Origin of the sequence: Devosia sp. RR2S18, assembly GCF_030177755.1 — a bacterium.
GTDB classification, from domain to species: domain Bacteria; phylum Pseudomonadota; class Alphaproteobacteria; order Rhizobiales; family Devosiaceae; genus Devosia; species Devosia rhizosphaerae.
In genome coordinates, this window is the sequence record NZ_CP126539.1 from 1,849,549 (window position 1) to 1,874,454 (window position 24,906).

Here is a 24,906-nt window from a genome sequence, read left to right on the forward strand (position 1 = left end):
CCGAAAGAGAAGCAGACGTTTCCCCAAATTGAGGGAGAATGGGCGTGTCGGTTCACTCCGACACAGGCTCGCTCCCCGATCACAGAGAAGAGAAGGACGCGGCATAGTGGTGGAAGCGCGACGTTGGCTCCTGAGGTCTTGTTGCTGGGCACACGAGCAGCTTTAGTCGCCTGAGGTGCCAGTGACCTGATGCTGCTGGACAAAGCGGGGCGCGATTTGGCTCGTTCAAACTGATGCCACTCGAAAGCCCGCTGGTGCTGGAACTCTTGCACTGGTTCGTTGAGTTCAGTCCAACAGCCATCGGTACCGTCAGATTAATCTTGATCGGAGTGCCTCGCATAGAGCCGGCTTAGTGGGGCGGCAGTGATCCCGTGGCAGACGATAGAGGCGCAAACAACGGCGCTAGCGATATACCAGATTGCCGGGTCGCTGGTATGTGCACGGGCGACAGCGGCGTAGTAGACAGCCGCAATGCCTATGGGGCCGAACCATGACAGATACGTCACATCTTGGAATCTGAGCGGCCTGCGCAGGGCAGGGAGCAACATGAAGATGACGGGTGGCCGGCGAAAAATAAGTAAGGCGACGACGGCGGCCAGAAGAGGCCACCCCATCTTGCCCCATTGTTCGAGGGGCAGAGCAATTCCGAAGAGTACGAACATCGGCAGGGTAAAGAGCTTGGCGACCGCTTCTTGAATATTTTCTTCCTCGTGCTCCTCTTCTCTATCGCTCGACAAATTGAAGACCAGCCCGGCCAGGAACACTGAGATTAGTGCATCTGCGCCCACCAGCTTAGCCGCACCGAGCGTGAAGAGAGAGAATGCGACCGTGTAGCCGAGCAGCGAGGTGTTCTCGACGATGTTTCGCTTCTCGGCAAACTCCAGCAGCTTGGCCGCGCCGAATCCGACAATGACGCCAATGACGGCTGCGGTAACCACGCCAATGGCAACGGATTCGACCAGCCATTTGGACCATGCCTCGGCGGCGCTGTGCTCGACCATGAAGATGGACAGCATGACGAACAGGTGGGCGAGGCCGTCATTGGCTCCCGCCTCGAAGGAAAGCGCATCGCGAAGGCGAGCGGGTAGTTTGTTCTTGGCGAAGGGTCCCGTTACGATGGAACTGGCGACCACCGGGTCGGTCGGCGTGACGATCGACCCGATGAGCAGTGCACCCCAGAGCGGAAGCCCTAGTGCCCAAGCGGCCACCAACGACGATGCTAGCCACATTCCAAGCATGCCTAAGGTCAGCAACCACGCTACCGGTCGCAACAAGACGGCAACGCAGTCCCGCTTTAGGCGTAGCGCCACTCCCATCAACCCGATTGCAAGCGTCAGCCGGGATGTTTGTTCGAGGATGGCATTCTCGTTGCCCCAATGCTCTATGTTAAGCCAGCCGAGGCCATAAGGGCCCACTGCAACCCCCACCAGCACTGCAATCATCGGTTCTTGAACCAGGCTTTTCTTGATGAGCTTGGAGAAAGTCCCGACGAGGATGATCACCAGGGCGATCACCGCCAGCGCTACGTTGAGTTCCTGCATGGCCTCCCTCATCGAAAGGTTTGCCGCTCACTGGCGACATTCCTCTTTTGCTGGCAGTCGGAACGCCAACTTCCCCCCTCTGTTCCTGTCTCGTCCTGCATGCCCGGGCAAGTTTGTGACCTTCGCCCAGAAAGGAGGAGCTTTCCTGGGCCTTGTGCGTTGCGGCTTGGCATAGCCGCGTTCAGAATTCGTTCATGCGGCTAACAGCAGGAAAAAGGTGGGTTGATCTGCTGAGCTGCACGAGTATCATTCATCCGGTGCTTGATAGTGAAACCAGTGCGGCGAGTTGATATGCGTGTGAGGGTGGTTACATGGCGGGCTTTATAGTACGTGTCCTGCGTGCGAGCTTGATTTATGTTGCCCTTGGAAGCACTGCGTTATACTCGCAGGCTGCACCACTTGTTCCTGCTGATATTCTTGCCAGACCTGCAGATATTGAGAGGGGTCGCGGTATTGCTGTTGGAACTTACTCCGACTCGCCAGCTGGGGCATGCTTTCAGTGCCATGGCCTGGACGGGGCAGGAGACCGTGCTGCCGCCTTTCCGCGCCTCACCGGTCAGGTGTACCAGTATCTTGTGAAATCCCTGCGTGACTATGCATCCGGTGAGCGGCAGAGCGCGATCATGGAGCCGATCGCGAAGGCCCTGAGCGAACAGCAAATGCGCGACGTGTCAGCTTTTTACGCTGTGCAATCCGATGCGCCAATGCCGCCCGCTCCCGAGGTCGAGTATGACCTGCTGCAACTTGGCGGTGCGTTGGCAGCCGTAGGTTCGATGGAGCGGGGTATTCAGGGCTGCATCAACTGTCATGGGCCTGACGGCAGCGGTCTTGCTCCCAGCTATCCGGCACTCGCAGGGCAGTATGCCCCCTACCTCGAGGCCCAGCTACTGGCCTGGAAGAACGGCACGCGGGACGGCGACCTCCACAATATCATGAGCTACATTGCGCAAAAGATGACCGATGAGGAGATCCGGGCCGTGTCGATCTACTATGCTTCCATCCGGCCCGATGGTGCACCTGACCGCGCAGGACTTTGGGAATTCGAGAGTGTGCCCGAGCTTGCAGGAGGTCTTCCATGAGGTGGCAGAGAAAATGGTTGGGTGCTGTCGGCGTGGCCAGCTTACTGGGCACCGGTGTAGCGCTGGCGCAGAGCAACAGCGCCGCCAGTAATCTGGAAGGCGGGGGCGAGAGTGGATCGCAGGCCCAGGTCGCGGCAGTGGGTGCTGGAACTGCCAATGGCGTGACCACCGGTGTCAGTGGTCCCGATCAGGGTGGAGGGGTTCAGCCGGGCGAGTTGCCGCCGCTGCCAGCCGCTGACTTGTGCTCTGACTATGAAGGCGAGCCTGCCTACGAACACTGCCTGGGATTGGTTTTAGTCGAGGAATGGGGAGACGAACTATGAGCGAGGGACTATCCCGCCGCGACTTACTAAAGGCAGCCGGCCTCGGTGGCGCCGCTGCTGTAATTCCAGGTGTGTCGCAAGCGCAAGTGCCGGTGGAGCCCGTTGTGAATCCCGTCGCCGAAGGCTTGGCGGGAGCGGCAAATCCCACGCCGGTTGGTCTCTTGTTCTTCTTCAATGACGAAGAGGCTCAGTTCGTTGAGGCCGCGGTCGAGCGATTGATCCCCAGTGACCCCGAATGGCCGGGAGCCGGGCAGGCGGGCGTGCTTTATTACATCGATCGTCAGCTAGCCTCGGCTTATGGCGCAGGTGGCCGCATGTATCTCAATGGCCCCTGGGATCCATCCGCGCCACCGCAGTTCGGCTATCAACTGCGACAGAGTCCGGCCGAACTGTACCGCATAGGCATTGCGGAAACGCGACAATTTGCTCGTGATCAGTTTAACCAGCGGGAAGTCTGGGACCTCGGTCCTGCTGACATGGATCGGGTTCTCGAGGCACTCGAATTCGGAGATGCAGCCCTGCCGTCGATTCCGAGTCCGGTCTTCTTCGAGACGCTTCTCGCCAACACCATCGAGGGCTACTTCGGCGATCCGGCCTATGGGGGAAATCGCGACATGGTCGGCTGGCGCATGGTGGGGTTCCCCGGCGCCTACGCCGCCTACATCGACGCCATCGACAATTATGGGGTGGCGTTCGAACGCCGGCCGATCAGCTTCGCCGACCAGCAGGCGCGGCATGATCACATACACGGACACGGGCACTGAGGGAGAATTTAGCCAATGGCCACGCGCGCAAAGCCGGTCGATGTCGTTCTTGTCGGGGGCGGATTAACCGCATCCATTCTGGGCAAGGAGTTGGCTGAGGCCGGACGCACGGTGGTGGCTTTGGAGCGCGGTCAGATGCGCGACACGGTTCCGGACTTCCAGTCCCCAACCATGCACGACGAGCTAAAGTACGACGTGCGCTACGGGCTGGCGCAGGATGTCAGCGTACAAACACTTAGCTTTCGCAATCTGGTCGGACAGCGGGCGCTCCCCATGCGCCAACTCGGATCTTTTCTGCCGGGCGAGGGCGTCGGTGGCGGCGCAGTGCACTGGAACGGGCAGACCTGGCGATTTCAACCCGAATGGTTTCGGCTGCGGTCTTGGGTTAACGAGCGCTATGGCGCAAACTTTCTTGCCGAGGATGTGACTATCCAGGACTGGGGGATCACCTACGAGGAGCTGGAGCCGTATTACGCACATTTCGAGCGAGTGATGGGAATTGGCGGTCTTCCCTTTGCCGACGGTGATACAGTGCTAGGGGGCGGTAACCCCTTCGAGGGTCCGCGGAGCACCCCTTATCCCAATCCTCCGATGAAGCAGTCCTATTCGGGAGCGCTCTTTGAGGATGCCGCAGCGCGGCTGGGATATCATCCATTCCCAGTACCGTCAGCCAATATGACGCGGCACTACACCAATCCTTTCGGCGCCGAGTTGCAGCCCTGCATGTATTGCGGCTTTTGCGAACGCTTCGGCTGCGAGCACTTCGCCAAAGCAAGTCCGCAGGTGAACATTCTGCCATTCGCCATGGCAAATCCAAACTTCGAGATGCGCACCCACGCCTATGTGCAACGCATTGAGTGGGACGCCGAGGCCAAGGTGGCGACCGGAGTGACCTACGTAAACGCCGGTGGCGAAGAGATCTTTCAGCCGGCGGGGATGGTGGTGCTCTGCGCCTTCGCACACCACAATCCGGTGCTGATGCTGCAATCAGGTATTGGCAACGCCTATAACCCGGAAACTCGTCGAGGAACGGTGGGACGGAACTACACCTATCAGACCATGACAGGCGTCGACGTGTTCTATGACGACGGGCGCCGGATTAATCCCTTTATGGGAGCAGGAGCTCTAGGCACTGCGATCGACGACTTCAACAATGGCAGCATGGACCATTCGGGTCTGGGTTTCATCGGCGGGGGCTATGTCGCGGCCTACCAGACCAATGGTCGACCAATCAAGTTCCACCCAGTTCCACCCGGCACGCCGCGCTGGGGCGCCGACTGGAAGCAGGCGGTGCGTCGCTACTACAACAGCACCGTCGGTCTCACCTTTCATGGCTCGTCAGTGCCGCATCCCAACAACTACATCGGCCTTGATCCCACCTATACCGACGCGTTCGGTCAGCCGTTGGGTATGCTGACTTACGACTTCCCGCACAATGACCGGCTGATGGCCCGCTATATCACGGACAAAGTGCGTGAGATCGCTCTCGCCATGGGTGGTGACCAGATCTCGGTTGGCTGGCTGGACGACCACTACAGCATCGTGCCCTACCAGACGACGCACAACACGGGCGGCGCCATCATGGGCACAGACCCCGAGACCAGCGTGGTCAACCGCTATCTACAATCCTGGAACCTGCACAATTTGTGGGTCATGGGCGCGAGCGTCTTCCCGCAGAACGCCGGCTACAACCCAACCGATACAGTCGGGGCGCTAGCCTACTGGGCCGCCGACGCGATGCTGAACCAATATATGAGCAACCCACGACCCTTGGTGTAGCGATGACAGTTCGGCTGACACACATCGGAGTTGGCGCGGCGCTGCTGGCCTTGGTTAGTCTGCCATTGCCGGTCGCCTCGCAGGGGCCTTTGGGGGATCTGGGCACAGACTCGCCTGATGCCGTCTCGATTGACGATGTCAATCATGGGCGGTTTACCGCCATGGGCGGCATCTTTGGAGACCAGCGCATCGACTGCATCCGCTGCCATGGACTGGATGGCATGGGCAACAGCAGTGGCGCGTTCCCGCGCTTGGCAGGTCAGAATGCCTGGTATCTCTACAAGACCCTGACGGACTACGCGGCGGGACGTCGGCCAAGCGAAGTGATGGTGCCAATTGCACGCAGCATGACCGATCAAGAAATGCGCGAGGTCGCGGCCTATTATGCCTCGATTGTCGAGGAAAGACCGTATGAACCGCCTGAGGCAGATATGCAGGTGCTGCAAATTGGCGGGGCCATCGCGGCGGTCGGGCTGCCGCGCCAGGGCGTACCGGCCTGCTCCAGTTGCCACGGCGCCAATGGCGAAGGACTGCCGCCGGTAAACCCAGCCCTCGCCGGTCAGTTCGCCCCCTATCTTGAACATCAATTGCTGCTCTGGAAACAGGGACTCAGGGGCGGCGACCCGATGGACGTAATGGCCCGCATCGCTTCGTCCATGACTGAAGAGCAGATCCGGGCCGTGTCGCTCTATTACGGATCGGTCGTTACAGCCGACTGGTTGACCGACGCCGAGGCAGAAGCACTGGCGCCGGTGGTGGCTGAGGAGATCACGCCCGTTATTCCGGTGGTTCCCCTGGTTCCGGAGACTGCCGCACCAGGCGCTGGCTTCGCCCCGAACGTGCTGCCGCCTTATCTACCGGTATTCGAAGATGAGGTCCCTTCAGCGCCCGCTGAGATGCCCGAACCCTTGGCTGGCCAATGAAGGCTTGGGGGCGAATAGGCAGAGGGAAGAGAGGTATGCTGCTGCTCGCCGCAGGGTTTGGTCTGGCCGCCTGCCAATCAGCAGTGCCGGTGCAGCAGCAGATTGTCGACGCGAACCCGGAGCGCGGCCGCCAGGCCATTACTGCCATCGGCTGTGGAGCTTGCCACGAAATTCCAGGCGTGCAGGGCGCCCACGGCATCGTCGGTCCCTCTCTCGAGGACTTCGGCCAACGTCAGCTCATCGGCGGTGTGCTGCCCAACGAGCCCACGGTGCTGATCCGCTGGGTCGAGAACGCCCCTTCGCTTATCCCCGAGACCGGCATGCCGGATCTCCCGCTTTCCCAAGATCAGGCCCGCGATATAGCGGCCTATCTTTATACGCTGCGATAGGACAAGGGCGATGTGGGACTGGCCCAACCTGACAGAAGGCATCCAATCAGCGCTTGCTCCGGCGGGCCCTCATGCTGGCTGGGTTGCGCATCTGAGCTGGCTAATTTTTATCGGCGGCGGTCTCATCTTGCTCGTCGTCGTCGTGATGGCAGCTCTGGCCATGTTCGCCCCGGAGCGATTCCGTAGGGCCATCGGGCAACGCCGCACTGTGATTATCGGCGGTGTTGCTTTCCCCTTTTTCACGCTTACGGCCCTGCTGATCTATGGCTTGAGCGGATCGAGCGGGCTGGTCACATTCGGTCCGCCGGCCTTGCGGGTGGAGGTCGTGGGCGAGCAGTGGTGGTGGCGCGTCCACTACCTGGATGCGGAAGGTGAGACGCGACTAACTACGGCCAACGAAATCCGCATTCCCACCGGAATGCCGATCGAATTCGTGCTCAAGTCCGCTGATGTGATCCATAGTTTCTGGGTGCCGAGCTTAGCGGGCAAGCTCGACATGATCCCAGGTCGCATCAACTCCTATCGCTTTGCCGCCGACAAGCCAGGTGTTTACCGGGGACAGTGCGCCGAGTTTTGCGGTGAACAGCACGCTCTTATGGCCTTCTACGTGGTGGCGATGGAGCAGGACGAATTCGAGCTCTGGTATGCCGACCAAGTCCAGCCCGCTCCCGAGCCCACACTGGCCCAACTGGAACAAGGCCGCGAACTCTTTCTGGCCAATGGCTGTGGGGCCTGTCACACCATTCGGGGAACCCCGGCTGATGGCTTAATTGGGCCGGACCTCACCCATGTGGGCGGTCGGCTGTCGCTCGCGGCGGGCGTGTTGCCGAACAATGTGGGCACTCTGGCAGGCTGGATATCCTCAGCTCAGCACCTGAAGCCTGAGAACAAGATGCCTTCCTTCGGCAATCTCAGGGGCACCGAACTGCGCGCCATAGCCGCCTATCTGGAGAACCTTAAGTGAGCGACAAGACAAGGGAAGGCGGCATCGCGGATACACGGCAGCAGGCGCCTGCGACCGAGATTGAATACCCCAACAGCCTGCCGCGTCCGGCGGAAGAGTTGGAGAAGCTCGAAAAAGTCTGGGAGCCCCCGCGCGGCTTCCGCATGTTCTCGGCCGTGAACAACAACTATGTCGGCGTCTACTATGTTGGCGCCTCGTTCCTGTTCTTCATTCTGGCCGGCGTCCTGGCGTTGATTGTACGCACCCAGCTGGCAGTGCCTGAAAACGAGCTTGTTGGACACGAACTCTACAACCAGCTCTTCACCATGCACGGCACGGTGATGATGTTCCTCTTCGCTGTGCCGGCTGTGGAGGCAATGGGTGTCCTGCTACTGCCCAACATGCTGGGCGCCCGGGATCTGCCGTTTCCGCGGCTGAGCGCCTATGCGTTCTGGGCCTATTTCGCCGGCGGGTTGGCATTCTTTTGCAGCATCTTCTTTGGGCTCGCCCCTAATGGCGGCTGGTTCATGTATCCGCCGCTGACCAGCATGGAGTTTTCGCCCGGCCTCAACGCCGACTTCTGGCTCCTGGGTATCGGCTTCATTGAAATTTCCGCGATCGCGGGCGCTATCGAGATCATCGTTGGGATTATGAAAACGCGTGCCCCGGGCATGTCGCTCGACAAGCTACCTGTTTATGCCTGGGCCATGTTGGTCTTCGCCGGTATGATCGTTTTTGGCTTTCCCGCGGTCATTTTGGCCACCGCACTGCTCGAGCTTGAACGGGCTTTCGACTGGCCGTTTTTTCTCGCCGACCGGGGAGGCGACCCAGTTCTTTGGCAGCACCTCTTCTGGTTCTTTGGCCATCCCGAGGTCTACATCATCTTTTTGCCCGCGGCGGGCATGGTGTCCATGATAGTTCCGGCAATGGCCCGCACGCCACTGGTGGCTTACCGGCTGGTTGTCCTGGCCTTGCTGGCGACTGGGTTTCTGAGTTTCGGGCTCTGGGTGCACCACATGTACACCACCGGTATCCCGCCACTCAGCTTAAGCTTCTTTTCAGCGGCAAGCATGGCTGTGGCAATCCCCAGTGGTATTCAGGTATTCGCCTGGATCGCTACATTTGCCGCAGGCAGGATCCAGTTCAAAGTGCCGACGCTCTTTGTTCTGGGGTTCCTCTTTATCTTCACGCTAGGCGGACTGACCGGCGTCATGGTGGCGCTCGTGCCGTTCGACTGGCAGGCGCACGACACCTACTTCGTCGTGGCGCACCTCCACTACGTCCTGATCGGCGGCATGGTATTTCCCCTTTTTGCCGCCTTCTACTACTGGATCCCAATTGTCAGCGAGCGGCCGCTCTCGGAGCGGCTCGGAAAATGGGTGTTCTGGCTGCTCTTTATCGGCGTCAACGTCACCTTCTTCACCATGCATATAACCGGTCTCGCCGGGATGCCGCGCCGGGTCTATACCTACCCGGAGAATGTCAGCTGGGGTGCCCTGAACATGGTCTCCACGCTGGGCAGCTACATGATCGCAGCTGGCGTGCTGGTGTTTGTCATCGACATGTTCAGAAATTTTCGCCCCTTCACCGGCAAGAACGCAGGAAATGTGTGGAATGCCGGCACGTTGGAATGGCTGCCGAGTGGCAATTACCAGACGCGCAGCATTCCCCATGTCACCAGTCGCGAGCCCCTCTGGGACCAGCCTAAGCTTGCACATGATGTGGTGGCCGGGCGGTATTATTTGCCGGGGGCGCCTACCGGCGGCCGTGAGACCATCATCACCAGCCCAATCGACGCGCGCCCGCAGTACCTGCTGAAACTGCCCGGCTCAAGCTGGGGACCGTTCCTGGGTGCCTTGTTCACGGCTGCCTTCTTCATGAGCTTGGTGGTTAAGCTCTATATGGTGGGGTTAGCGCTTGGGGCGCTGGCGATTGCGATGATCATCTGGTGGATGTGGGACACCGACCCTGAGACGCGAGACCACCCGATCAAAGTTGGCGACGAAGTCGAGTTGCCAATCAACGTCGTTGGTCCAGCCAGCCATTCCTGGTGGGGCACGGTGGTGCTGATCTTGGTGGGGGCGACGCTGTTCACCTGTCTGGTGTTCTCCTATCTCTATCTTTGGCTGGTCAATGGAGAGATATGGCTGCCGGAAACGCACCAGTTGCCAGAGTTAGTCTGGTTCGTCGTGCCGACAGCGCTTTTTTTGGCCAGCAGCGCTGCTGTGGTGTTTGCCGGTCGGCAGGCAAGTCAGCTTCCTCGGGTCAATCCGTGGTTCTTGCGCGCAGCCGTGTTCCTCGCCATCCCGCTGATGATGGCAGGTCTAGCTACAGCGATCTATGCTGACTGGCATGTTGGACTGCGGCCTAGCGAAAGCAGCTATGGAGCGGTCGTCTACATGTTCAGCGTCGTCCAGGGGGTGTATGTTGCGGCGCTGACGCTGATGGGGCTCTTTGTTCTCGCCCGCTCGCTAACCGGGCGGCTCTCGGCCAGCCGCAGGGCCAGTTTGGACAACACGGCGCTGCTCTGGCACTACATGACTGCCCAGGGTGTGATCGGGCTAACGCTGACCCATTTCTTTCCCCGATTGATGGGACTGAGCTGAGATGCGGGAGCAAACATTCTTCAAGCCGCTGTTTGTAACCGTCTCGGGCTTGCTGATCTGGGCGGCACACTTCACGGTCATTTATGCAGTGAATGCGCTTGCGTGCGAACGGCTCTGGATGGCTCAGCGGATCTTTGGCATGGGACTGGTGCCGTTCCTCATCCTCATGGCTACCTTGGTCGCAGCGGGTACACTGGCCGTCATCGGTGTGCTCGCCTTTCTCAATCGAACGCCAAGCTTGCCCGATGCCGCCAATGAGCGCACCACAATCTTTCTGCGTAAGGTGACGATCACCGTTCTAGCACTGTCATTTGTGGCGGTGATCTACCAGACCATCCCTGCCTTCATTGTACCGGCGTGCGGATAGGTGTGCGGCTAGAGTTGCTCCGGTGCGAAGTAAAACCAACTGGTTCAAACAACACGGAACAACTGGGAGCGGCTCTGGTTAAGGTGGTGTCCGCAGGGGCGGAACGAACCTAAAATGGAATTGAGATGCCAGCACAAGATAGGATTAGCCGTCGTACGATGGGCTACATCGTAGGCGGCGCTGTTGCCCTGGTCGCGATCGTTATAGTGGCCTTGATGTTTCAAGTGACCGAGCCTGATGGGGTGCCGGCTCCCGGCCCTGTACCCTCTGCGGATGACCCCAATCCCGTCGAGGAACTGCTGCCTTAGCAGCTGAATAGCTGTTGCTCGAGCCCAACGGAGCACGATTTCGCGCACGCATCATTTCAGTTTGGGTGAACACGATGTTATGTGCATCAAGTAGCTGCGGCTTCGCTTGCATGCATGGGTTCAACCAGTTCATTGTCGTGGGCTGGCTTGGACAACCAACGCCCGTTTAGATCGGACAGCATTTCCAACTTAGGATGGTCCGAGACTATCCCGGAACCATCATTGGTAGCTCCCGTTGGCCAGATGTAAGGTCCGGCGCTCAGACGGTAAAATTGCAGTTCTCGTCATGATCCGGCGTCGGGCCAATCAGGACACAGAAGGAGGATTGCAATGGGCTTCTGGCTCCTACTGCTGCTGATCGTGCTGTTGATCGCCACACTCCCGACATATCCACACAGCCGGGGTTGGGGATACGGTCCTGCCGCTGTCGTCGCTTTTCTATTCCTGATCTGGCTTGTTGCCGTTTGGATCGGCTGGCTTGCTTTTGCTTGGCCGTGGACTGCCGCACCTGCCGTTACAACACCGGTCACTTAGCGGCGGGAGCACATCATGCAGGTCAAGCAATTGTCCAATACCGATGGCCGCAGCTTTGCCATCGTTCTCTCGGAAGGCGAGGAGGCGGTAAGCTGTCTCACGGACTTCGCCCGGGAGCATCATGTGGATGCCGGGCGGTTCAACGCTCTAGGAGCCTTCAGCAGCGTTACTCTGGGGTTCTTCGATTTTGACAAGCGCGACTACGAGCGCATCGTCCTTGATGAGCAGGTCGAGGTACTGACTCTGGTCGGGAATTTCTCCACTTTCGAGAACGAGACCAAGCTCCACCCTCATGTGGTGATTGGCAAGCGCAACGGGCAGGCATTCGGTGGCCATTTGCTGGAGGGCTTTGTAAAGCCGACGCTCGAGATTGTCGTGGTGGATGAGCCGACCCATCTGCGGCGGCAGACCGATCCCAAGACGGGTCTGCCCCTGCTGGTGCTCTGAGGTGCCGCAGTGAGGGCTCATGTGAACAGTGTCGCCGTCTCGGCCTACAGGATCCCTACGGCAACGGCTGAGTCCGATGGTACACTGGAGTGGGATGCTACCACTCTGGTGTTGGTCACGCTGGAGGCGGGCGGCAAGACAGGCACTGGGTATACCTATGCCGATCGAGGCACGGCTGCGCTTATCCATGATCTTCTCGGTGATGTGCTTCGGGGGCGGGACGCGTTCGACATCCCGGGGTGCTGGGCCGCGATGGTACAGCGCACGCGAAACCTCGGTCGACCAGGCGCCGCCTCCATGGCGATAGCGGCCTGTGACGTCGCCTTGCACGACCTTAAGGCCAGGCTGCTCGACGTGCCGCTCGCATCTCTTCTGGGTCAGAGCCGCGACAGCGTCCCCCTTTATGGCAGCGGCGGTTTCACCTCCATGTCGGACGCCGAACTGGTTGAGCAACTAGAGGGGTGGGCCGAAGAGGGCCTCAAGGCGGTGAAGATGAAAGTCGGCCGGCAGCCGGAGCAGGATATTGGCCGAGCCCGGATCGCCCGCAGCGCCGCCGGCGACGGCGTGGAATTGTTCGTCGATGCCAATGGCGCCTATTCCAGGAAGCAGGCGCTTGCCATGGCTGAGGGTTTCGCCGAGTTGGGGGTGACCTGGTTCGAGGAGCCGGTTTCGTCAAACGACCTCGATGGCTTGCGCCTACTGCGCGACCGAGGTCCCGCGGGCATGGCCATTTCGGCGGGAGAGTATGGCTACGACAGTCCTTATTTCCGGCGCATGCTCGCGGCCGGCGCCGTTGATGTGCTGCAGGCCGATGCCACACGATGCGCTGGTATAACCGGCTTCTTGCAAGCGGATGCGCTGGCCGCCGCCTTTGAGGTGCCGTTGTCCAGCCACACGGCGCCGAACCTGCATCTTGCCTGTTGTTGTGCGGCTCACCGCATCGAGAACATGGAGTGGTTTTTCGACCACGTGCGGATCGAGAACATGCTCTTCGAGGGCGCCGTGCAGCCTCGAGCCGGCAAACTTGCACCTGATCTCGACAGGGCCGGGCTGGGTTTGGAGTTCAGGCACGCGGATGCAGAGCAATATTTGGTTTCGTAGGGCGGTGGGTCCGGTGAGGAGGCGTCCGTTGTAACGATGAGGAGGGAAAATGGCGAAGCACCGGCTGATCGACACGGAGGCAAGAGGTCCCGCGCAACGGCATGAGAGGGTAGAAAGCGGCAGGGTGCAGGCGGCCTTTGTTGAGAGCGACGGACCCTTCGCCGAGATGGCCAGAGAGCTCTCACGGGAGCTCGACGGGGAGGTGCGGTTCGGTGCGGGTGATCGCGCCCTCTATGCAACGGATGCTTCCAACTACCGTCAGGTGCCCACCGGCGTCGTTGTTCCGCGAACCATTGAGGACGTTCGTCGAACTGTCTCCAAATGCGCTGAGAACCGAGTGCCAATCACCTCGCGCGGTGGCGGCACAAGTCTTGTGGGGCAAAGCACCAACACCGGTTTGGTGATCGACTTTTCCAAATACCTCAACCACATCCTCGCTCTCGATCCGGACACCAAGACGGCGGTGGTGGAGCCGGGCTGCGTACTCGATGAACTACGGGACGCGGCAGAGGCGCATGGTCTCACCTTTGGTCCCGACCCGGCAACCCACGACCACAACACTCTGGGCGGCATGATCGGGAACAATTCCTGCGGAGTTCATTCGGTCGCCTATGGGCGCACCGCCGACAATGTGCTGGGCCTAAGAGTTCTAACGTATCGCGGTCTGGAGATGGAGGTTGGACCGACTAGTGACGAGGCGTTCCGGGCCATTGTTGCTGAAGGCGGCGAGAAGGCGGAGATCTATCGCAAGCTCGACGAGTTCCGGCAGCGCTATGGCAACCTTATCCGCACGCGTTTCCCCGACTTGCCACGCCGGGTGTCCGGGTTTGCCGACCTCGACAAGCTGTTGCCTGAGAACGGCTTCGATGTCGCCAAGGCGCTGGTGGGGACGGAAGGTACCTGCGTCACCGTGCTTGAAGCCAAGCTCCAGCTGTCCCCCAGCCCAAGCGAACAGGTTCTGGTGATCCTGGGCTTCAAAGGCATCGACAAGGCCGCCGATGCAGTTCCCAAAATTCTAGAGTTCGGCCCCCGGGCAATCGAGGGGATCGACTGCATGCTCATCGAAGGCATGGAACGCAAGGAGTTGCACACCGACAAGCTGGACGTCCTGCCAGAAGGGCACGACTGGCTGGTCGTCGAGTTCGGTGGCGATACGGAAGAGGAGGCCGAGGCTAAGGCCGCCAAACTGCAGGAGCACTTCGAGGCCAATCCTCATGTGCAGGCTAAGCGCGTCACCGACCCGGAGACGCAGGAGAAGGTATGGCTGGTCCGCGAGGCAGGCCTGCCCGCCAGCGCCTATGTTCCGGACCGGCCGGAGGCTTGGGAGGGCTGGGAGGACACTGCCGTGCCTCGCGAAAAGCTCGGCGACTACGTGCGGGACCTCAGGGCGCTCTACAAAAAGTACGGCTATGAATCACCGATTTACGGCCATTTCGGCGATGGCCTGGTTCATTGCCGAGTCAGCTTCGACCTGAAGTCGGAGCCGGGTATCGCCAAGTGGCGGCGCTTTCTGGACGAGGCCGCTGATCTGGTAATCGGCTATGGCGGGTCGCTGTCCGGCGAGCATGGTGATGGTCAGGGCAGGGCCGAACTGCTGGAGAAAATGTATGGCCCTGAGCTGGTCCAGGCCTTTCGTGAGTTCAAGGCGATCTGGGATCCCCATGGGCGCATGAATCCCGGCAAGGTCGTTGATGCCTTTCCGATCACGTCCAATCTTCGCCTTGGCCCAAGCTATACCCCTCCTGAGCTGGAGACACATTTCCACTTTGGCGAGGGTGGCTTCGCAGCGGAGGCGGAGCGCTGCGTCGGTGTCGGCAAGTGCCGCCGCAATGACCCCGGTACGCAGGTCATGTGCCCAAGCTATCTGGTCACCGGCGAGGAAAAGCACAGCACGCGCGGCCGGGCGCGCCTGCTCTTCGAAATGCTGCATGGTGGCGTGCTTGAAAAGGGTTGGAAGAGCGATGAGGTGGAGGATGCACTTGACCTCTGCCTCGCGTGCAAAGGCTGCAAGAGCGACTGCCCGGTCAATGTTGATATGGCGACCTATAAGGCCGAGTTCCGCTCGCACTATTATGAGGGACGGCTCCGGCCGCGCGCCGCCTATGCGATGGGCCGGATCTACTGGTGGTCGAGGATCGCCAGCAAGGTTCCATGGTTCGCCAACGCGGTGATGGGGACCCCCGGCGTCTCGCGTTTGGCCAAGTGGGTCGGCGATATTGCGCCGCAGCGGCAAATCCCCCGCTATGCCGACCAGAGCTTTACCTCGTGGTTTCAAGAAAACCGGGGCGAGGGCGGCGCCGGCCCACGTGTGGTGCTGTGGCCCGATACATTCAATAACTACTTCCGCCCGGACACCGCCATTGCCGCGGTGAAGACCCTGGAGGCGCTTGGCTTCTCGGTCACCATTCCCAGCCGTCCCCTCTGCTGCGGCCGCCCCATATATGACTGGGGATTGCTCGATACCGCATCCAAGCTCTGGCAGCAGACCTTTACGGCACTGCGGCAGGAGATCGATGATGGGATACCCGTTATCGGGCTTGAACCCGCCTGTACCTCTGCGTTCAAGGACGAGCTGCTGGGGCTGTTTCCAGGCAACGAGCAGGCCAAGAAGCTCTCCGAGCAGACACATTATTTTTCTGATTTTGTCGCTGAGCACCTCAAAGAGCATGAGCCTGTCGCCGAGGGTGGCAGAGCCGTGGTTCACTTCCACTGCAATCACCACGCAGTGCTCGGCAAAGGGGGAGAACGGCAGCTCATCGAGGCGTTGGGCGTAGAGCCCCATGTCCTGCCGTCCGGATGTTGCGGGATGGCGGGGTCCTTCGGCTTCGAGGCTGACAAATACGAGCTTTCACAGGAGCTGGGTGAGCGTGTTTTACTGCCCAGTGTCCGCGCCGCGTCGGAAGACGATTACATCGTTTCGAGCGGCTTTAGCTGTCGCGAGCAGATCGAACAATCGACGGGAAGGCGGACGCTGCACGCAGCAGAGCTGGCCGCCCGGAGATTGGGCTTGAACTAAGCGGCAGCGTTAACCTGCGGCGGGCTCTGCAGCGATCGGAACCCACTGCACAGCGATCTGTTGGACCCATGGACTGTCGTGCGGGCAGCCAATCGGGAGAAGCAAGGCACGGAGGAAAAGACGATGGCCAAGACTGTTTCAGATTTCATGTTTGACCGGCTCACCGAATGGGGCGTCAAGCAGATCTACGGTTTCCCCGGCGATGGCATCAACGGCATACTCAGCGCGCTTGATCGGGCCAAGGACCGGTTCAACTTCGTCCAGACGCGGCACGAGGAATCAGCAGCGTTTATGGCTTGCGGCCATGCCAAATACTCCAGCGAACTGGGCGTGTGCCTTGCTACATCAGGTCCTGGCGCCATTCATCTGCTGAACGGGCTCTATGACGCCAAGCTCGATCACCAGCCGGTGCTCGCCATCGTGGGACAGCAGGCCCGCGCAGCTCTAGGCGGCCACTACCAGCAGGAAGTCGATCTCAAGAACCTCTTCAAGGACGTGGCCTCCGAATACGTGGAGGTCTGCATGGACCCGACGCAGATGCGGCACCTCGTAGACCGCGCTGTTCGTATTGCGATCTCGATGCGCACCGTCACCTGCATCATCGTGCCTAACGATGTGCAGGAGCTCGACGCCGTCGAGACGCCGCCGCGCAAACATGGCACGATTCATTCCGGGGTTGGCTATCGGGCTCCACGCGTGGTTCCCGAAAAGGTAGATCTCCAGGAAGCTGCCAACATCCTCAACAATGGCGAGAAGGTCGCCATGCTTGTGGGGGCCGGCGCGCTCGGCGCGACTGATCAGGTTATCGAAGTCGCCGAAGTGCTTGGCGCAGGCATTGCCAAAGCTCTCCTCGGGCGTGCAGCCGTTCCCGACGATCTGCCCTTCGTGACCGGTCAAATGGGCCTTCTGGGCACCAAACCTTCTGACCAGATGATGCAGAATTGCGATACCCTGCTGATGGTGGGCACGAGCTTCCCATACTCAGAGTTCCTGCCCAAGGAAGGGCAAGCCAAGGCGGTTCAGATCGACATCGACCCGCGCATGCTGTCGCTCCGCTATCCCATCGACGTCAACCTCGTGGGCGACTCGGCTGCGACCTTGCAGACCCTGCTGCCGCTCCTCCGGCGGAAGGAAGATCGCTCCTGGCGCCAGGATATCGAAAAGCAAGTCGCCGACTGGTGGGACGACGTCGATAAACGCTCCGAACTGGAAGCCGACCCGATCAACCCCGAATTCCTGTTCCGTGAACTGTCGCCCCGATTGCCCGACAATGCAATTATCAGCGCGGACTCCGGTACATCGGCGAACTGGTTCGCCCGCGCTCTCAAGCTGCGCCGCGGCATGATGGCGTCTCTCTCGGGCAATCTCGCTACCATGTGTCCCGGCGTACCCTACGCGACGGCAGCCAAATTCGCGCATCCTGATCGAGTGTCCATCGCGTTTGTCGGGGATGGCGCCATGCAGATGTTGGGGATCAATGGCCTCATCACAGTCGCCAAGTACTGGCAGCAGTGGAGTGACCCTCGCCTGGTGATTGCGGTCCTGAACAATCACGACCTAGCCCAGGTGACCTGGGAGCAGCGGGCACTGGCCGGTTCGCGCAAGACCGAGCTGACCCAGAACGTGCCAGACTTCTCCTATGCGAGCTACGCCGAGTCTCTGGGTCTGCGCGGCATCAAGGTCGACAAGCCCGAGCAGGTTGGCCGTGCCTGGGATCAAGCCCTATCGTCGGATCGGCCTTGTGTAATCGACGCTCGAGTGGATGCGAACGTCCCAACCCTGCCGCCCCACATCAGCTTCGATCAGGCCAAGAGCTATGCAACGGCGCTCACCAAAGGCGATCCCAATGCCGGAGCCATCGTGTGGCAAACGCTCAAACGGGTGTTCACCTAGCAAAGCGGCCGCCAAGGCGGCACCTTGCCCGGCCCATTTCCCGCGGAGGTTAGTAGGTGTGCTCTTCTGACTTCTTCTTTCAAGCGTGAGGAGAAGGGCTCCAGAGACGCGGGCCGTGTCTGTAAACACAGTTTTGGTGAGCGTCCAGCTGCCGGTCGGCTCAGTCTACAGCAATGACCAAGAAGGGGTGGCTTGCGGATCGGGAGCTATTGGCGGGCTGATGGCCTAAGCAGCCGCCGACCAGGTTTCAGGCGTCGGCTGTTTGAGATGGCGCACAGTAGATCTGATAAAGCGTGCTCAGCACGCGCGTCACCGGCTCGGAGGCCAACCGGTAGTAGATCGTCTGCCCCTCCCGTCTGGTCTTCACAAGTCCGAGCGCCCGTAACTTCGAGAGATGTTGCGAAAGAGGGGATTGCTCGAGGCCGACAATCCGGGAGAGCTCACTGACGCTGCGCTCCTGCTCCAGTAGATTGCAGAGGATCAGGAGACGCTTCGGGTTCGCCATTGCGGTAAGCAGCTGAGCGGCTTCTTCAGCCCGCGGCTCCAGGTCAGTGATGTTCATGTCGCGACTTCGTTCCGTCTTCATGCTTGACATATTAGAATATTCGAATATGTTAGGCAACATAATTCGATGGCGGGTTACCCGAGCCGCGCACACTTCATAGTTCAAGATAGGTCCATGATCACCACTTTCACACCCATTGAGGCGCTGCTCGGCGGCTCAATGATTGGCATCGCTGCCGTCGCGCTGATGGCCACCCATGGCCGGGTCGCAGGAATGACTGGCATTCTGACCGGCGCAATCATGCCAAACGGCGATTGGGGCTGGCGTGTCGCTTTCCTCCTGGGTGCAGTTGCCGCTCCTGTTGCCATTCTGCTCCTGACCGGGGGATCTCTGCCGCTGCAAGCGGATCTACCCGCCTGGGCAATCATGCTGGGTGGTCTCCTGGTCGGCATCGGCGTCACCTTTGGTGGCGGTTGCACCTCGGGGCACGGCGTCTGTGGCATGGCACGCCTGTCTGTCCGCTCCGTCGTGGCCACCCTCACATTTATGCTGACCACATTCGCAACGGTTTTCGTGGTTCGCCACATTCTGGGAGGCTTCTGATGCTCCGCAATCTCGCTGCAGCACTTATCGGCCTAGTCTTTGGAGCTGGCATTGCCATCTCGGGCATGGCCAACCCGGCCAAGGTGCTAAATTTCTTCGACGTTTTCGGCACATGGGACCCGAGCCTGTTGTTGGTCATGGGCTCGGCCCTGACCGTAACCTTCATCGGCTACCGGTTTGTGCTCAGGCGGCCCACTCCGATGTTCGACGGCAGGTTTCATCTCCCCGCCAAACGCGACCTCGACCTGCCGCTCATCGGCGGCTCGATCCTGTTCGGCATTGGCTGGGGAATTGCCGGCTTCTGTCCTGGTGGCGCTATCCCGGCGCTCGGTTCAGGCGAGCCCAGCCCCCTTATCTTTGTGGCCGCGATGATTGGCGGCATCCTCCTGGCCAACGGCCTGAGGGCGGTATCCGCTCGCCGTCAATCGCTGGCCTGATCTCAAACTGGAAAGGAGCTATTCATGTCCAGCCAAGCAATTACCTTCACGCCAGATCTCTCAGTCCGACCTGAAGTGGTGGCATTCTTCGACGAACCGACCAACACCATCAGCTATATCGTCAAGGACCCACAGTCCGATGCCTGTGCCGTGATCGATTCCGTCATGGACTTCGATTACGCGTCCGGCACCATCGCATACGAAGGTGCCGACAGGATCATCGCCCACATTCGTGACAATGGGTGGAAGCTCGAATGGCTGATCGAGACCCATGTCCACGCCGATCACCTTTCTGCCGCGCCGTACATCCAGTCCAAGCTGGGTGGCAAGCTCGGCATTGGTGACCAGATCTGCGACGTGCAGGACACCTTCGGCAAGATCTTCAACGAAGGCACCGAGTTCCAACGGGACGGGTCGCAGTTCGACCAGCTCTTCAAGGACGGGGATAGCTACCAGATCGGCACCATGACCGCATACACCCTGTTCACGCCCGGACACACTCCGGCAGACATGGTGCATGTGATTGGCAATGCCGCCTTTGTTGGTGACACCCTTTTCATGCCGGATGGCGGTTCGGCACGTGCCGACTTTCCAGGTGGCGACGCTCGTACCCTCTACCAGTCCATTCAGCGACTGCTGACGCTCCCCGGCGAAGTGCGGCTCTTCATGTGCCACGATTACGGTCCCAATGGTCGCGACATCCAGTGGGAGACCACTGTTGCCGAGGAACGGGATCACAACATTCATGTGGGCCACGGCACCTCTGAGGACGAATTCGTCCGGATGCGCGAGGAGCGGGACAGCACTCTGTCCATGCCCAAGCTGATCATTCCCTCCCTGCAGGTGAACATGCGGGCAGGGCAGCTGCCGCCAGCCGAAGACGACGGCAAGACCTACCTCAAAGTGCCCATCAATGGGCTCAGCTCCTCAAAGGAATAGTCCATCATGGTCATTCGCAAGATCGACGAGCAGTTTGCTCAAAGCCCTCAGATCTAGCCTGATGACATCAGGCTGATTGCTGACGCGGGTTACAAGGGCATCGTTTGTGCCCGTCCGGACAACGAGGACCCCGGTCAGCCGTCCTTCAGCCAGATTGCTGAAGTCGCAGAGCGGTTCGGCCTCAAGGCCTTCCACATCCCGGTGTCCGGCCAACTTACCGAGGGCCAGCTCATCCGCTTCGAGCAGGCCCGCTTCGAAACCGCGGGCCCGATCCTGGGCTACTGCCGCTCCGGTGGCCGGGCTGGCAGCCTCTACGCCGCGACGCTCTGACTGAAAGCTCCCCATGTTCCTCGAACCCCTACAATACCTGCTGGGCGCTCTGTCCGGCGGACTGGTCGGCTTTACGCTGGGCCTCTTCGGTGGTGGTGGCTCAATCCTTGCCGTGCCCTTGATGGTCTATGTGGTAGGGGTGCCAGTCGCCCATATCGCCATAGGCACAAGTGCGTTTGCTGTGGCAGCCAATGCTGCCAGTAATCTGGTCACCCACGCCCGCAAGGGCAACGTGATCTGGCGCTGTGCCCTGATGTACACGGTGGCCGGGATCGCAGGCGCTTTTCTGGGGTCTCTACTCGGCAAAGCGATGGAAGGTGATAAACTGCTGTTCCTGTTTGCCATCCTCATGCTGGTAGTGGGCGTGCTGATGTTCCGGGGGCGTAGCGATCCGGGTGTCGAAGGGGCAACCTGCAACAGGGAAAAAGCACCCAAGGTCCTTGGCTTTGGCGGGCTCACGGGCGCCTTCTCCGGCTTCTTTGGTATTGGTGGCGGCTTTCTGATTGTTCCAGGACTGGTCGCTTCCACGGGCATGCCCATCCTCAATGCCATCGGCTCCTCCCTCGTCGCCGTCACAGCCTTCGGGCTCACGACTGCTCTGAGCTATGCCCTCTCGGGTCTGGTGGACTGGCCTCTGGCGGCAGTGTTCATCGGCGGCGGGGTGCTTGGGGGGCTGGTGGGAGCCCGAGTTGCTGGGCTGCTGGCACGCCAAAAAGGACTACTGAACACCGCTTTCGCCGGCCTCATCATCCTGGTTGCCCTCTATATGGCTATCCAAACCGCTACCGCCTTCATCTGAAGAGGAGAATGATCCATGTACACCTTTGACAAACAGCTTGATGGCCTCACGTTCGCGGCCGCGGCCGCGGTCACGCGCACAAAACAAGTGCTTGCAGATCATGGCTTTGGCGTGCTCACCGAAATCGATGTCCAGAAGACCATGAAGACCAAATTGGATGCGGACATGCCAGGCTATATGATCCTGGGTGCCTGCAATCCGAAGATGGCGTTCGAAGCATTGAAGCTCGAGCCTCGCGTGGGAGCGATGCTGCCGTGCAACGTGATCGTGCGGGAACAGGGTGGTGGTACGGTCGAAGTCAGCGCCATTGATCCCGTGGCTTCCATGAGTGCCATCGACAATGCGGACCTCCACGCCGTCGCCGGCAAGGTTCAGACCATGCTGTCTGACGTGGTGAAGGCGCTCTGAGATCCTTACGGCAGTAGGGCCGGGACGGTTCCGACCCTCTGCCCTCGCTCTATTGCAGGACGACTATGGGCGCTCCCCAGGTCACCCTTTCATAAAGATCGATGACATCCTGGAACAGCAGCCGTACGCAGCCACTCGATACGGCTTGACCGATGGAGCGGGCATCCATGTTCCCGTGCAGGCGGTAGAGGGTGTCGCGGTTGCCTTGGTGGATATAGAGCGCCCGTGGCCCTAGGGGGTTGTCTAACCCTGGACCCATGCCGTTCCGGTACTGTTCGAGCTCAGGCTCCCGGTCGATCATGTCAGAAGGTGGGGTCCAGGTCGGCCATTCGCGGCCATAGGCAATGTGGCCTCGGCCTTCCCAGGCAAAGCCCTCGCGTCCAATGCCCACGCCATAGCGCATGGCCCGGTCATTCGCCATCGTCCAATAAAGGAACCGGTTCGGGGTATCGACCACCACAACCCCAGCCCTTTCGCCGGTGGGGTTCTCGACTTCGCGTCGCCAGTAGATTGGATCGACAAGATCTATGCGGGCCGCTGGGATGAGGAAGCGTTCGTCCGGAATGGCGGCGTACATGGCCAGGTATTCAGGAGGAATGGATGGTGGAGGGGGAGCCACAGCAGTAGTCACTGGTGGTATAGTGGTCGTCGTGCAGCCGGCAAGAGCCAGAGCGGCAAGGCTGGAAGTGCCCAGCATCATGTGCCGGCGTGAGATGGGTGTTGAATGCATGTCTTTGCAGCCTGTGTGGGCTGCCTCTCAGGGATACGGATCAGGGTGTTACCGGCTTGCAGGCGCCGGCGTCCTTACGTGGCTTGTGGTGGCCGGAACCGCCCCTCGTTTGCCAGACCGGCAACCCCAATTGCATCCAGTTTAGTGAAGGTTGCGACTTGCGGCTCGAATGTGCAGCCCACCGGCAGCGGCAGGACACAGGTCGGCTGCTGACAGGGGATCGCATGCCCTTTGACCTTCTTGGGGCAGGGCCTGAAAGCCGGAGCCTTCTGGAACAATGCGTCCGCCTCCGCGCAGACATCCTGATCAGCAACTGTCCAGAACTGCCCAGTTGCCGCACTTATAGCCATCGTCGGTCCGGACAGGGAGATCAAGCCAAAAAGCGCGACAACGATAAAGATCAAGAGTCGATTCATGAGCGATCTCTAATGCGTTCAACGGGGAGATGCGAGGTGCCGCCAGAGAGAGTTCGCGTGCGTTGCACCAGTACAACAGCGGCTCGGCCAACCCGTGGTGCGTAGTCCAAGTCCGCAGTACTCGGTGGCTCTCCAAACGCTAGCAAGCGATGCCTATGCTCCCATCCTGCGCTCCCACTGATGATGGCGGAAGATGAGCATGAGAACGCCCGGAGATCACCCCGCTTTTATCGGGTAACCCACGGCCTTCCACTCGGGAAAGCCTTGGGCCATGCGCCTGACCACGTAGCCCCGTGCCCGAAGCGCAGCAACGGCCTCTTGCGAGAGGATGCAGTATGGACCCCGGCAGTAAGCGACGATCTCGCGTGTGGTCGGCAGCTCCGAAAGCCTCGCCTCCAGTTCACCGGGTTCGATGTTTATGGCACCTGGTAGGTGACCGGCGGAGAACTCGTCGGCCGGGCGGACGTCGAGCACCGTCACGCTGTCGCTCTCCATGCGCATCCGCAGTTCGGCTGTCGTTATTGGCTCCAATTCGTCCGGATCAGTGAAGTAGGCGTCGATGATCTCCTGAACAGCGCCGATGTTGTGGGCAGCCAAGTTTCGCAATGCGACGACCGCTTCGGTGATCGGCCCATCCTGCAAGCTGTAGATGATGTTCTTGCCGTCCCGCCGACCCGCAACCAAGCCGCCTTTGCGGAGCTGCTGCAGGTGTTGAGAGACATTGGCGAAGGGAAGCCCTGTTCGCTGCACCAATCTTTCCACTGGGTGCTCCCCCTGCGCCAGCAGTTCGAGCAGTTCCAGCCGATGTTCGCTCGCGAGGAGACGGGCCACGGCTGCGAAGTGGCTGTAAAGGGCACGCTTGGGGTTGTCGCTTGACATTCCGGCTCCGTCTCATTCAAGTTCGTTGTTGAATGTATTCGAAGGGAGCGAAATCCGCAATGCGTCCGATGCACCGCCAGGTGGCTCTCCTCGCAACCGCTCAGGCCCTGTTCCAGATTGTCTCAGCGCTGGTAATGACCATAGGCGGGCTTGCCGGCAGCGTCCTTGCTCCCTCTCCGGAATGGGCCACCGTTCCCATCGCTGCTATGTTCCTGGGAACGGCGGTATCGACTGTCCCGGCCTCGATGTGGATGACCCGAGTAGGCCGCAGGATCGGGTTTGTCACCGGAGCCGGCCTTGGCGCCCTTGGTGGCCTCTCGGCGGCGGGCATGCTCACCTCGTCTCTGGCCCTCTTGTGCCTGGGCACCTTCCTGGCTGGCGCCTATCAGGGGTTTGCCCAGTTCTATCGGTTCGCGGCCTCGGAAGTGGCAGAAGGGGACTTCAAGCCACGGGCCATCTCCTTGGTACTCGCCGGAGGCGTTGTGGCGGCGGTGCTCGGGCCTTTGTGTCAATCGGCCCGGAACATTGACCCCTTGTCGGCGTCCAATATTTGCACGCCGAAACACAGTAACGCTACTCTGTGGTTCCGGATCAGCAGTGATGGCCACGCTCATGCTCGAAGCGCCAGCGACTTGGGAGTGTGGCTCCCGGACCCAGAAGCCCATCGCGAGATCGCCCCCGCGGCAGGCGAACTGGAATTGCGCACTGGCAGTGTCGGAGTAGGCAATGGGCACGCCGCCACCTTCGTACTTCCACTCGTCGGCGCTGGCAGAGGTCACCAGGAGCAAGCAGGCGGCAAAGATCAAGCGTCTGTGCATGGGTTTTCCGAATGTACGTTACAAGACAT

The 24,906-nt window shown here is 60.3% G+C and carries 27 protein-coding genes; 20 read left to right on the forward strand and 7 right to left on the reverse strand.

The genetic code is table 11. From position 1 onward, the window contains the following. Positions 1–314: 314 nt before the first annotated feature. Positions 315–1,541, reverse strand: coding sequence for a cation:proton antiporter (locus QOV41_RS09205; protein WP_284580979.1), 1,227 nt, complete (start codon positions 1,539–1,541; stop codon positions 315–317). A 311-nt stretch (positions 1,542–1,852) separates the two neighbouring features. Between QOV41_RS09205 and QOV41_RS09210 the strand changes: the two genes are divergently transcribed. From QOV41_RS09210 to QOV41_RS09280, 15 genes are all read left to right on the forward strand, one after another. Then, on the forward strand, positions 1,853–2,620 hold the full coding sequence (locus QOV41_RS09210; RefSeq protein WP_284580981.1) for a c-type cytochrome: 768 nt from the start codon (positions 1,853–1,855) through the stop codon (positions 2,618–2,620). Then, positions 2,617–2,943, forward strand: coding sequence for a hypothetical protein (locus QOV41_RS09215; RefSeq protein WP_284580982.1), 327 nt, complete (start codon positions 2,617–2,619; stop codon positions 2,941–2,943). The genes QOV41_RS09210 and QOV41_RS09215 overlap by 4 nt, the downstream gene beginning before the upstream one ends. After that, the gene (locus tag QOV41_RS09220) at positions 2,940–3,707 is read left to right on the forward strand and encodes a gluconate 2-dehydrogenase subunit 3 family protein (protein ID WP_284580984.1); all 768 of its coding nucleotides are present in this window, start codon (positions 2,940–2,942) and stop codon (positions 3,705–3,707) included. The genes QOV41_RS09215 and QOV41_RS09220 overlap by 4 nt, the downstream gene beginning before the upstream one ends. A gap of 15 nt (positions 3,708–3,722) precedes the next feature. Next, positions 3,723–5,486, forward strand: a complete 1,764-nt coding sequence (locus QOV41_RS09225; protein ID WP_284580985.1) for a GMC family oxidoreductase — start codon at positions 3,723–3,725, stop codon at positions 5,484–5,486. A gap of 2 nt (positions 5,487–5,488) precedes the next feature. Then, positions 5,489–6,409 carry a c-type cytochrome gene (locus tag QOV41_RS09230; protein WP_284580987.1) on the forward strand — a complete coding sequence of 307 codons (921 nt, stop codon included), beginning with the start codon at positions 5,489–5,491 and terminating at the stop codon, positions 6,407–6,409. 35 nt (positions 6,410–6,444) lie between these two features. Beyond that, the gene (locus QOV41_RS09235; protein WP_284580988.1) at positions 6,445–6,798 is read left to right on the forward strand and encodes a c-type cytochrome; all 354 of its coding nucleotides are present in this window, start codon (positions 6,445–6,447) and stop codon (positions 6,796–6,798) included. Positions 6,799–6,808: 10 nt separating this feature from the next. After that, a complete protein-coding gene (gene coxB / locus QOV41_RS09240; RefSeq protein WP_284580989.1) occupies positions 6,809–7,762 on the forward strand; it encodes a cytochrome c oxidase subunit II in 954 nt (317 codons plus the stop codon). Positions 7,763–7,821: 59 nt separating this feature from the next. Next, the gene (gene ctaD, locus QOV41_RS09245; protein WP_284581253.1) at positions 7,822–10,347 is read left to right on the forward strand and encodes a cytochrome c oxidase subunit I; all 2,526 of its coding nucleotides are present in this window, start codon (positions 7,822–7,824) and stop codon (positions 10,345–10,347) included. 1 nt (position 10,348) lies between these two features. Further along, positions 10,349–10,714 carry a hypothetical protein gene (locus tag QOV41_RS09250; RefSeq protein WP_284580990.1) on the forward strand — a complete coding sequence of 122 codons (366 nt, stop codon included), beginning with the start codon at positions 10,349–10,351 and terminating at the stop codon, positions 10,712–10,714. 125 nt (positions 10,715–10,839) lie between these two features. Further along, positions 10,840–11,022, forward strand: a complete 183-nt coding sequence (locus QOV41_RS09255; protein ID WP_284580991.1) for a hypothetical protein — start codon at positions 10,840–10,842, stop codon at positions 11,020–11,022. A 330-nt stretch (positions 11,023–11,352) separates the two neighbouring features. Continuing rightward, entirely contained in the window at positions 11,353–11,556 is a 204-nt protein-coding gene (locus tag QOV41_RS09260; protein ID WP_284580992.1) for a DUF3309 family protein, read from the forward strand. Positions 11,557–11,571: 15 nt separating this feature from the next. Next, entirely contained in the window at positions 11,572–12,003 is a 432-nt protein-coding gene (locus QOV41_RS09265) for a PPC domain-containing DNA-binding protein (protein ID WP_284580993.1), read from the forward strand. A gap of 21 nt (positions 12,004–12,024) precedes the next feature. Continuing rightward, positions 12,025–13,104, forward strand: coding sequence for an enolase C-terminal domain-like protein (locus QOV41_RS09270; protein ID WP_284580995.1), 1,080 nt, complete (start codon positions 12,025–12,027; stop codon positions 13,102–13,104). A 49-nt stretch (positions 13,105–13,153) separates the two neighbouring features. Then, on the forward strand, positions 13,154–16,120 hold the full coding sequence (locus QOV41_RS09275) for an FAD-binding and (Fe-S)-binding domain-containing protein (protein WP_284580997.1): 2,967 nt from the start codon (positions 13,154–13,156) through the stop codon (positions 16,118–16,120). A gap of 123 nt (positions 16,121–16,243) precedes the next feature. Next, entirely contained in the window at positions 16,244–18,013 is a 1,770-nt protein-coding gene (locus QOV41_RS09280; RefSeq protein ID WP_284580998.1) for a thiamine pyrophosphate-requiring protein, read from the forward strand. Between the two features lie 247 nt (positions 18,014–18,260). Here the strand turns inward: QOV41_RS09280 and QOV41_RS09285 are convergent, their stop codons facing one another. After that, positions 18,261–18,575, reverse strand: a complete 315-nt coding sequence (locus QOV41_RS09285; RefSeq protein WP_284580999.1) for an ArsR/SmtB family transcription factor — start codon at positions 18,573–18,575, stop codon at positions 18,261–18,263. 117 nt (positions 18,576–18,692) lie between these two features. Between QOV41_RS09285 and QOV41_RS09290 the strand changes: the two genes are divergently transcribed. The 3 genes from QOV41_RS09290 to QOV41_RS09300 are packed head-to-tail and all read left to right on the forward strand — an operon-like array spanning position 18,693 to position 20,497. Further along, positions 18,693–19,121 (forward strand): YeeE/YedE family protein, encoded by a 429-nt coding sequence (locus QOV41_RS09290; RefSeq protein ID WP_284581000.1) that lies wholly within the window; start codon positions 18,693–18,695, stop codon positions 19,119–19,121. Further along, positions 19,121–19,558, forward strand: coding sequence for a DUF6691 family protein (locus QOV41_RS09295; protein ID WP_284581002.1), 438 nt, complete (start codon positions 19,121–19,123; stop codon positions 19,556–19,558). Before QOV41_RS09290 ends, QOV41_RS09295 begins: the two co-directional genes overlap by 1 nt. A 24-nt stretch (positions 19,559–19,582) precedes the next feature. Then, positions 19,583–20,497, forward strand: a complete 915-nt coding sequence (locus QOV41_RS09300; protein WP_284581003.1) for an MBL fold metallo-hydrolase — start codon at positions 19,583–19,585, stop codon at positions 20,495–20,497. Here the strand turns inward: QOV41_RS09300 and QOV41_RS19885 are convergent. After that, positions 20,486–20,842, reverse strand: a complete 357-nt coding sequence (locus QOV41_RS19885) for a hypothetical protein (protein WP_463054429.1) — start codon at positions 20,840–20,842, stop codon at positions 20,486–20,488. The two genes, QOV41_RS09300 and QOV41_RS19885, sit on opposite strands and share 12 nt — an antisense overlap. On the opposite strand from QOV41_RS19885, the gene QOV41_RS09310 reads away from it, so the two are divergent. Continuing rightward, entirely contained in the window at positions 20,841–21,626 is a 786-nt protein-coding gene (locus tag QOV41_RS09310; protein WP_284581004.1) for a sulfite exporter TauE/SafE family protein, read from the forward strand. The genes QOV41_RS19885 and QOV41_RS09310 overlap by 2 nt on opposite strands. A gap of 15 nt (positions 21,627–21,641) precedes the next feature. Then, positions 21,642–22,034 (forward strand): DUF302 domain-containing protein, encoded by a 393-nt coding sequence (locus tag QOV41_RS09315; RefSeq protein ID WP_284581005.1) that lies wholly within the window; start codon positions 21,642–21,644, stop codon positions 22,032–22,034. Between the two features lie 49 nt (positions 22,035–22,083). On the opposite strand, the gene QOV41_RS09320 is transcribed toward QOV41_RS09315, so the two are convergent. From QOV41_RS09320 to QOV41_RS09335, 4 genes are all read right to left on the reverse strand, one after another. Continuing rightward, positions 22,084–22,764: a L,D-transpeptidase gene (locus QOV41_RS09320; protein WP_284581006.1), complete on the reverse strand. Its 681-nt coding sequence runs from the start codon at positions 22,762–22,764 to the stop codon at positions 22,084–22,086. A gap of 74 nt (positions 22,765–22,838) precedes the next feature. Next, positions 22,839–23,180, reverse strand: a complete 342-nt coding sequence (locus QOV41_RS09325; protein ID WP_284581008.1) for a hypothetical protein — start codon at positions 23,178–23,180, stop codon at positions 22,839–22,841. Positions 23,181–23,396: 216 nt separating this feature from the next. After that, positions 23,397–24,059 (reverse strand): ArsR/SmtB family transcription factor, encoded by a 663-nt coding sequence (locus QOV41_RS09330; RefSeq protein ID WP_284581010.1) that lies wholly within the window; start codon positions 24,057–24,059, stop codon positions 23,397–23,399. 122 nt (positions 24,060–24,181) lie between these two features. Continuing rightward, the gene (locus tag QOV41_RS09335; protein ID WP_284581012.1) at positions 24,182–24,877 is read right to left on the reverse strand and encodes a hypothetical protein; all 696 of its coding nucleotides are present in this window, start codon (positions 24,875–24,877) and stop codon (positions 24,182–24,184) included. Positions 24,878–24,906 lie beyond the last annotated feature (29 nt).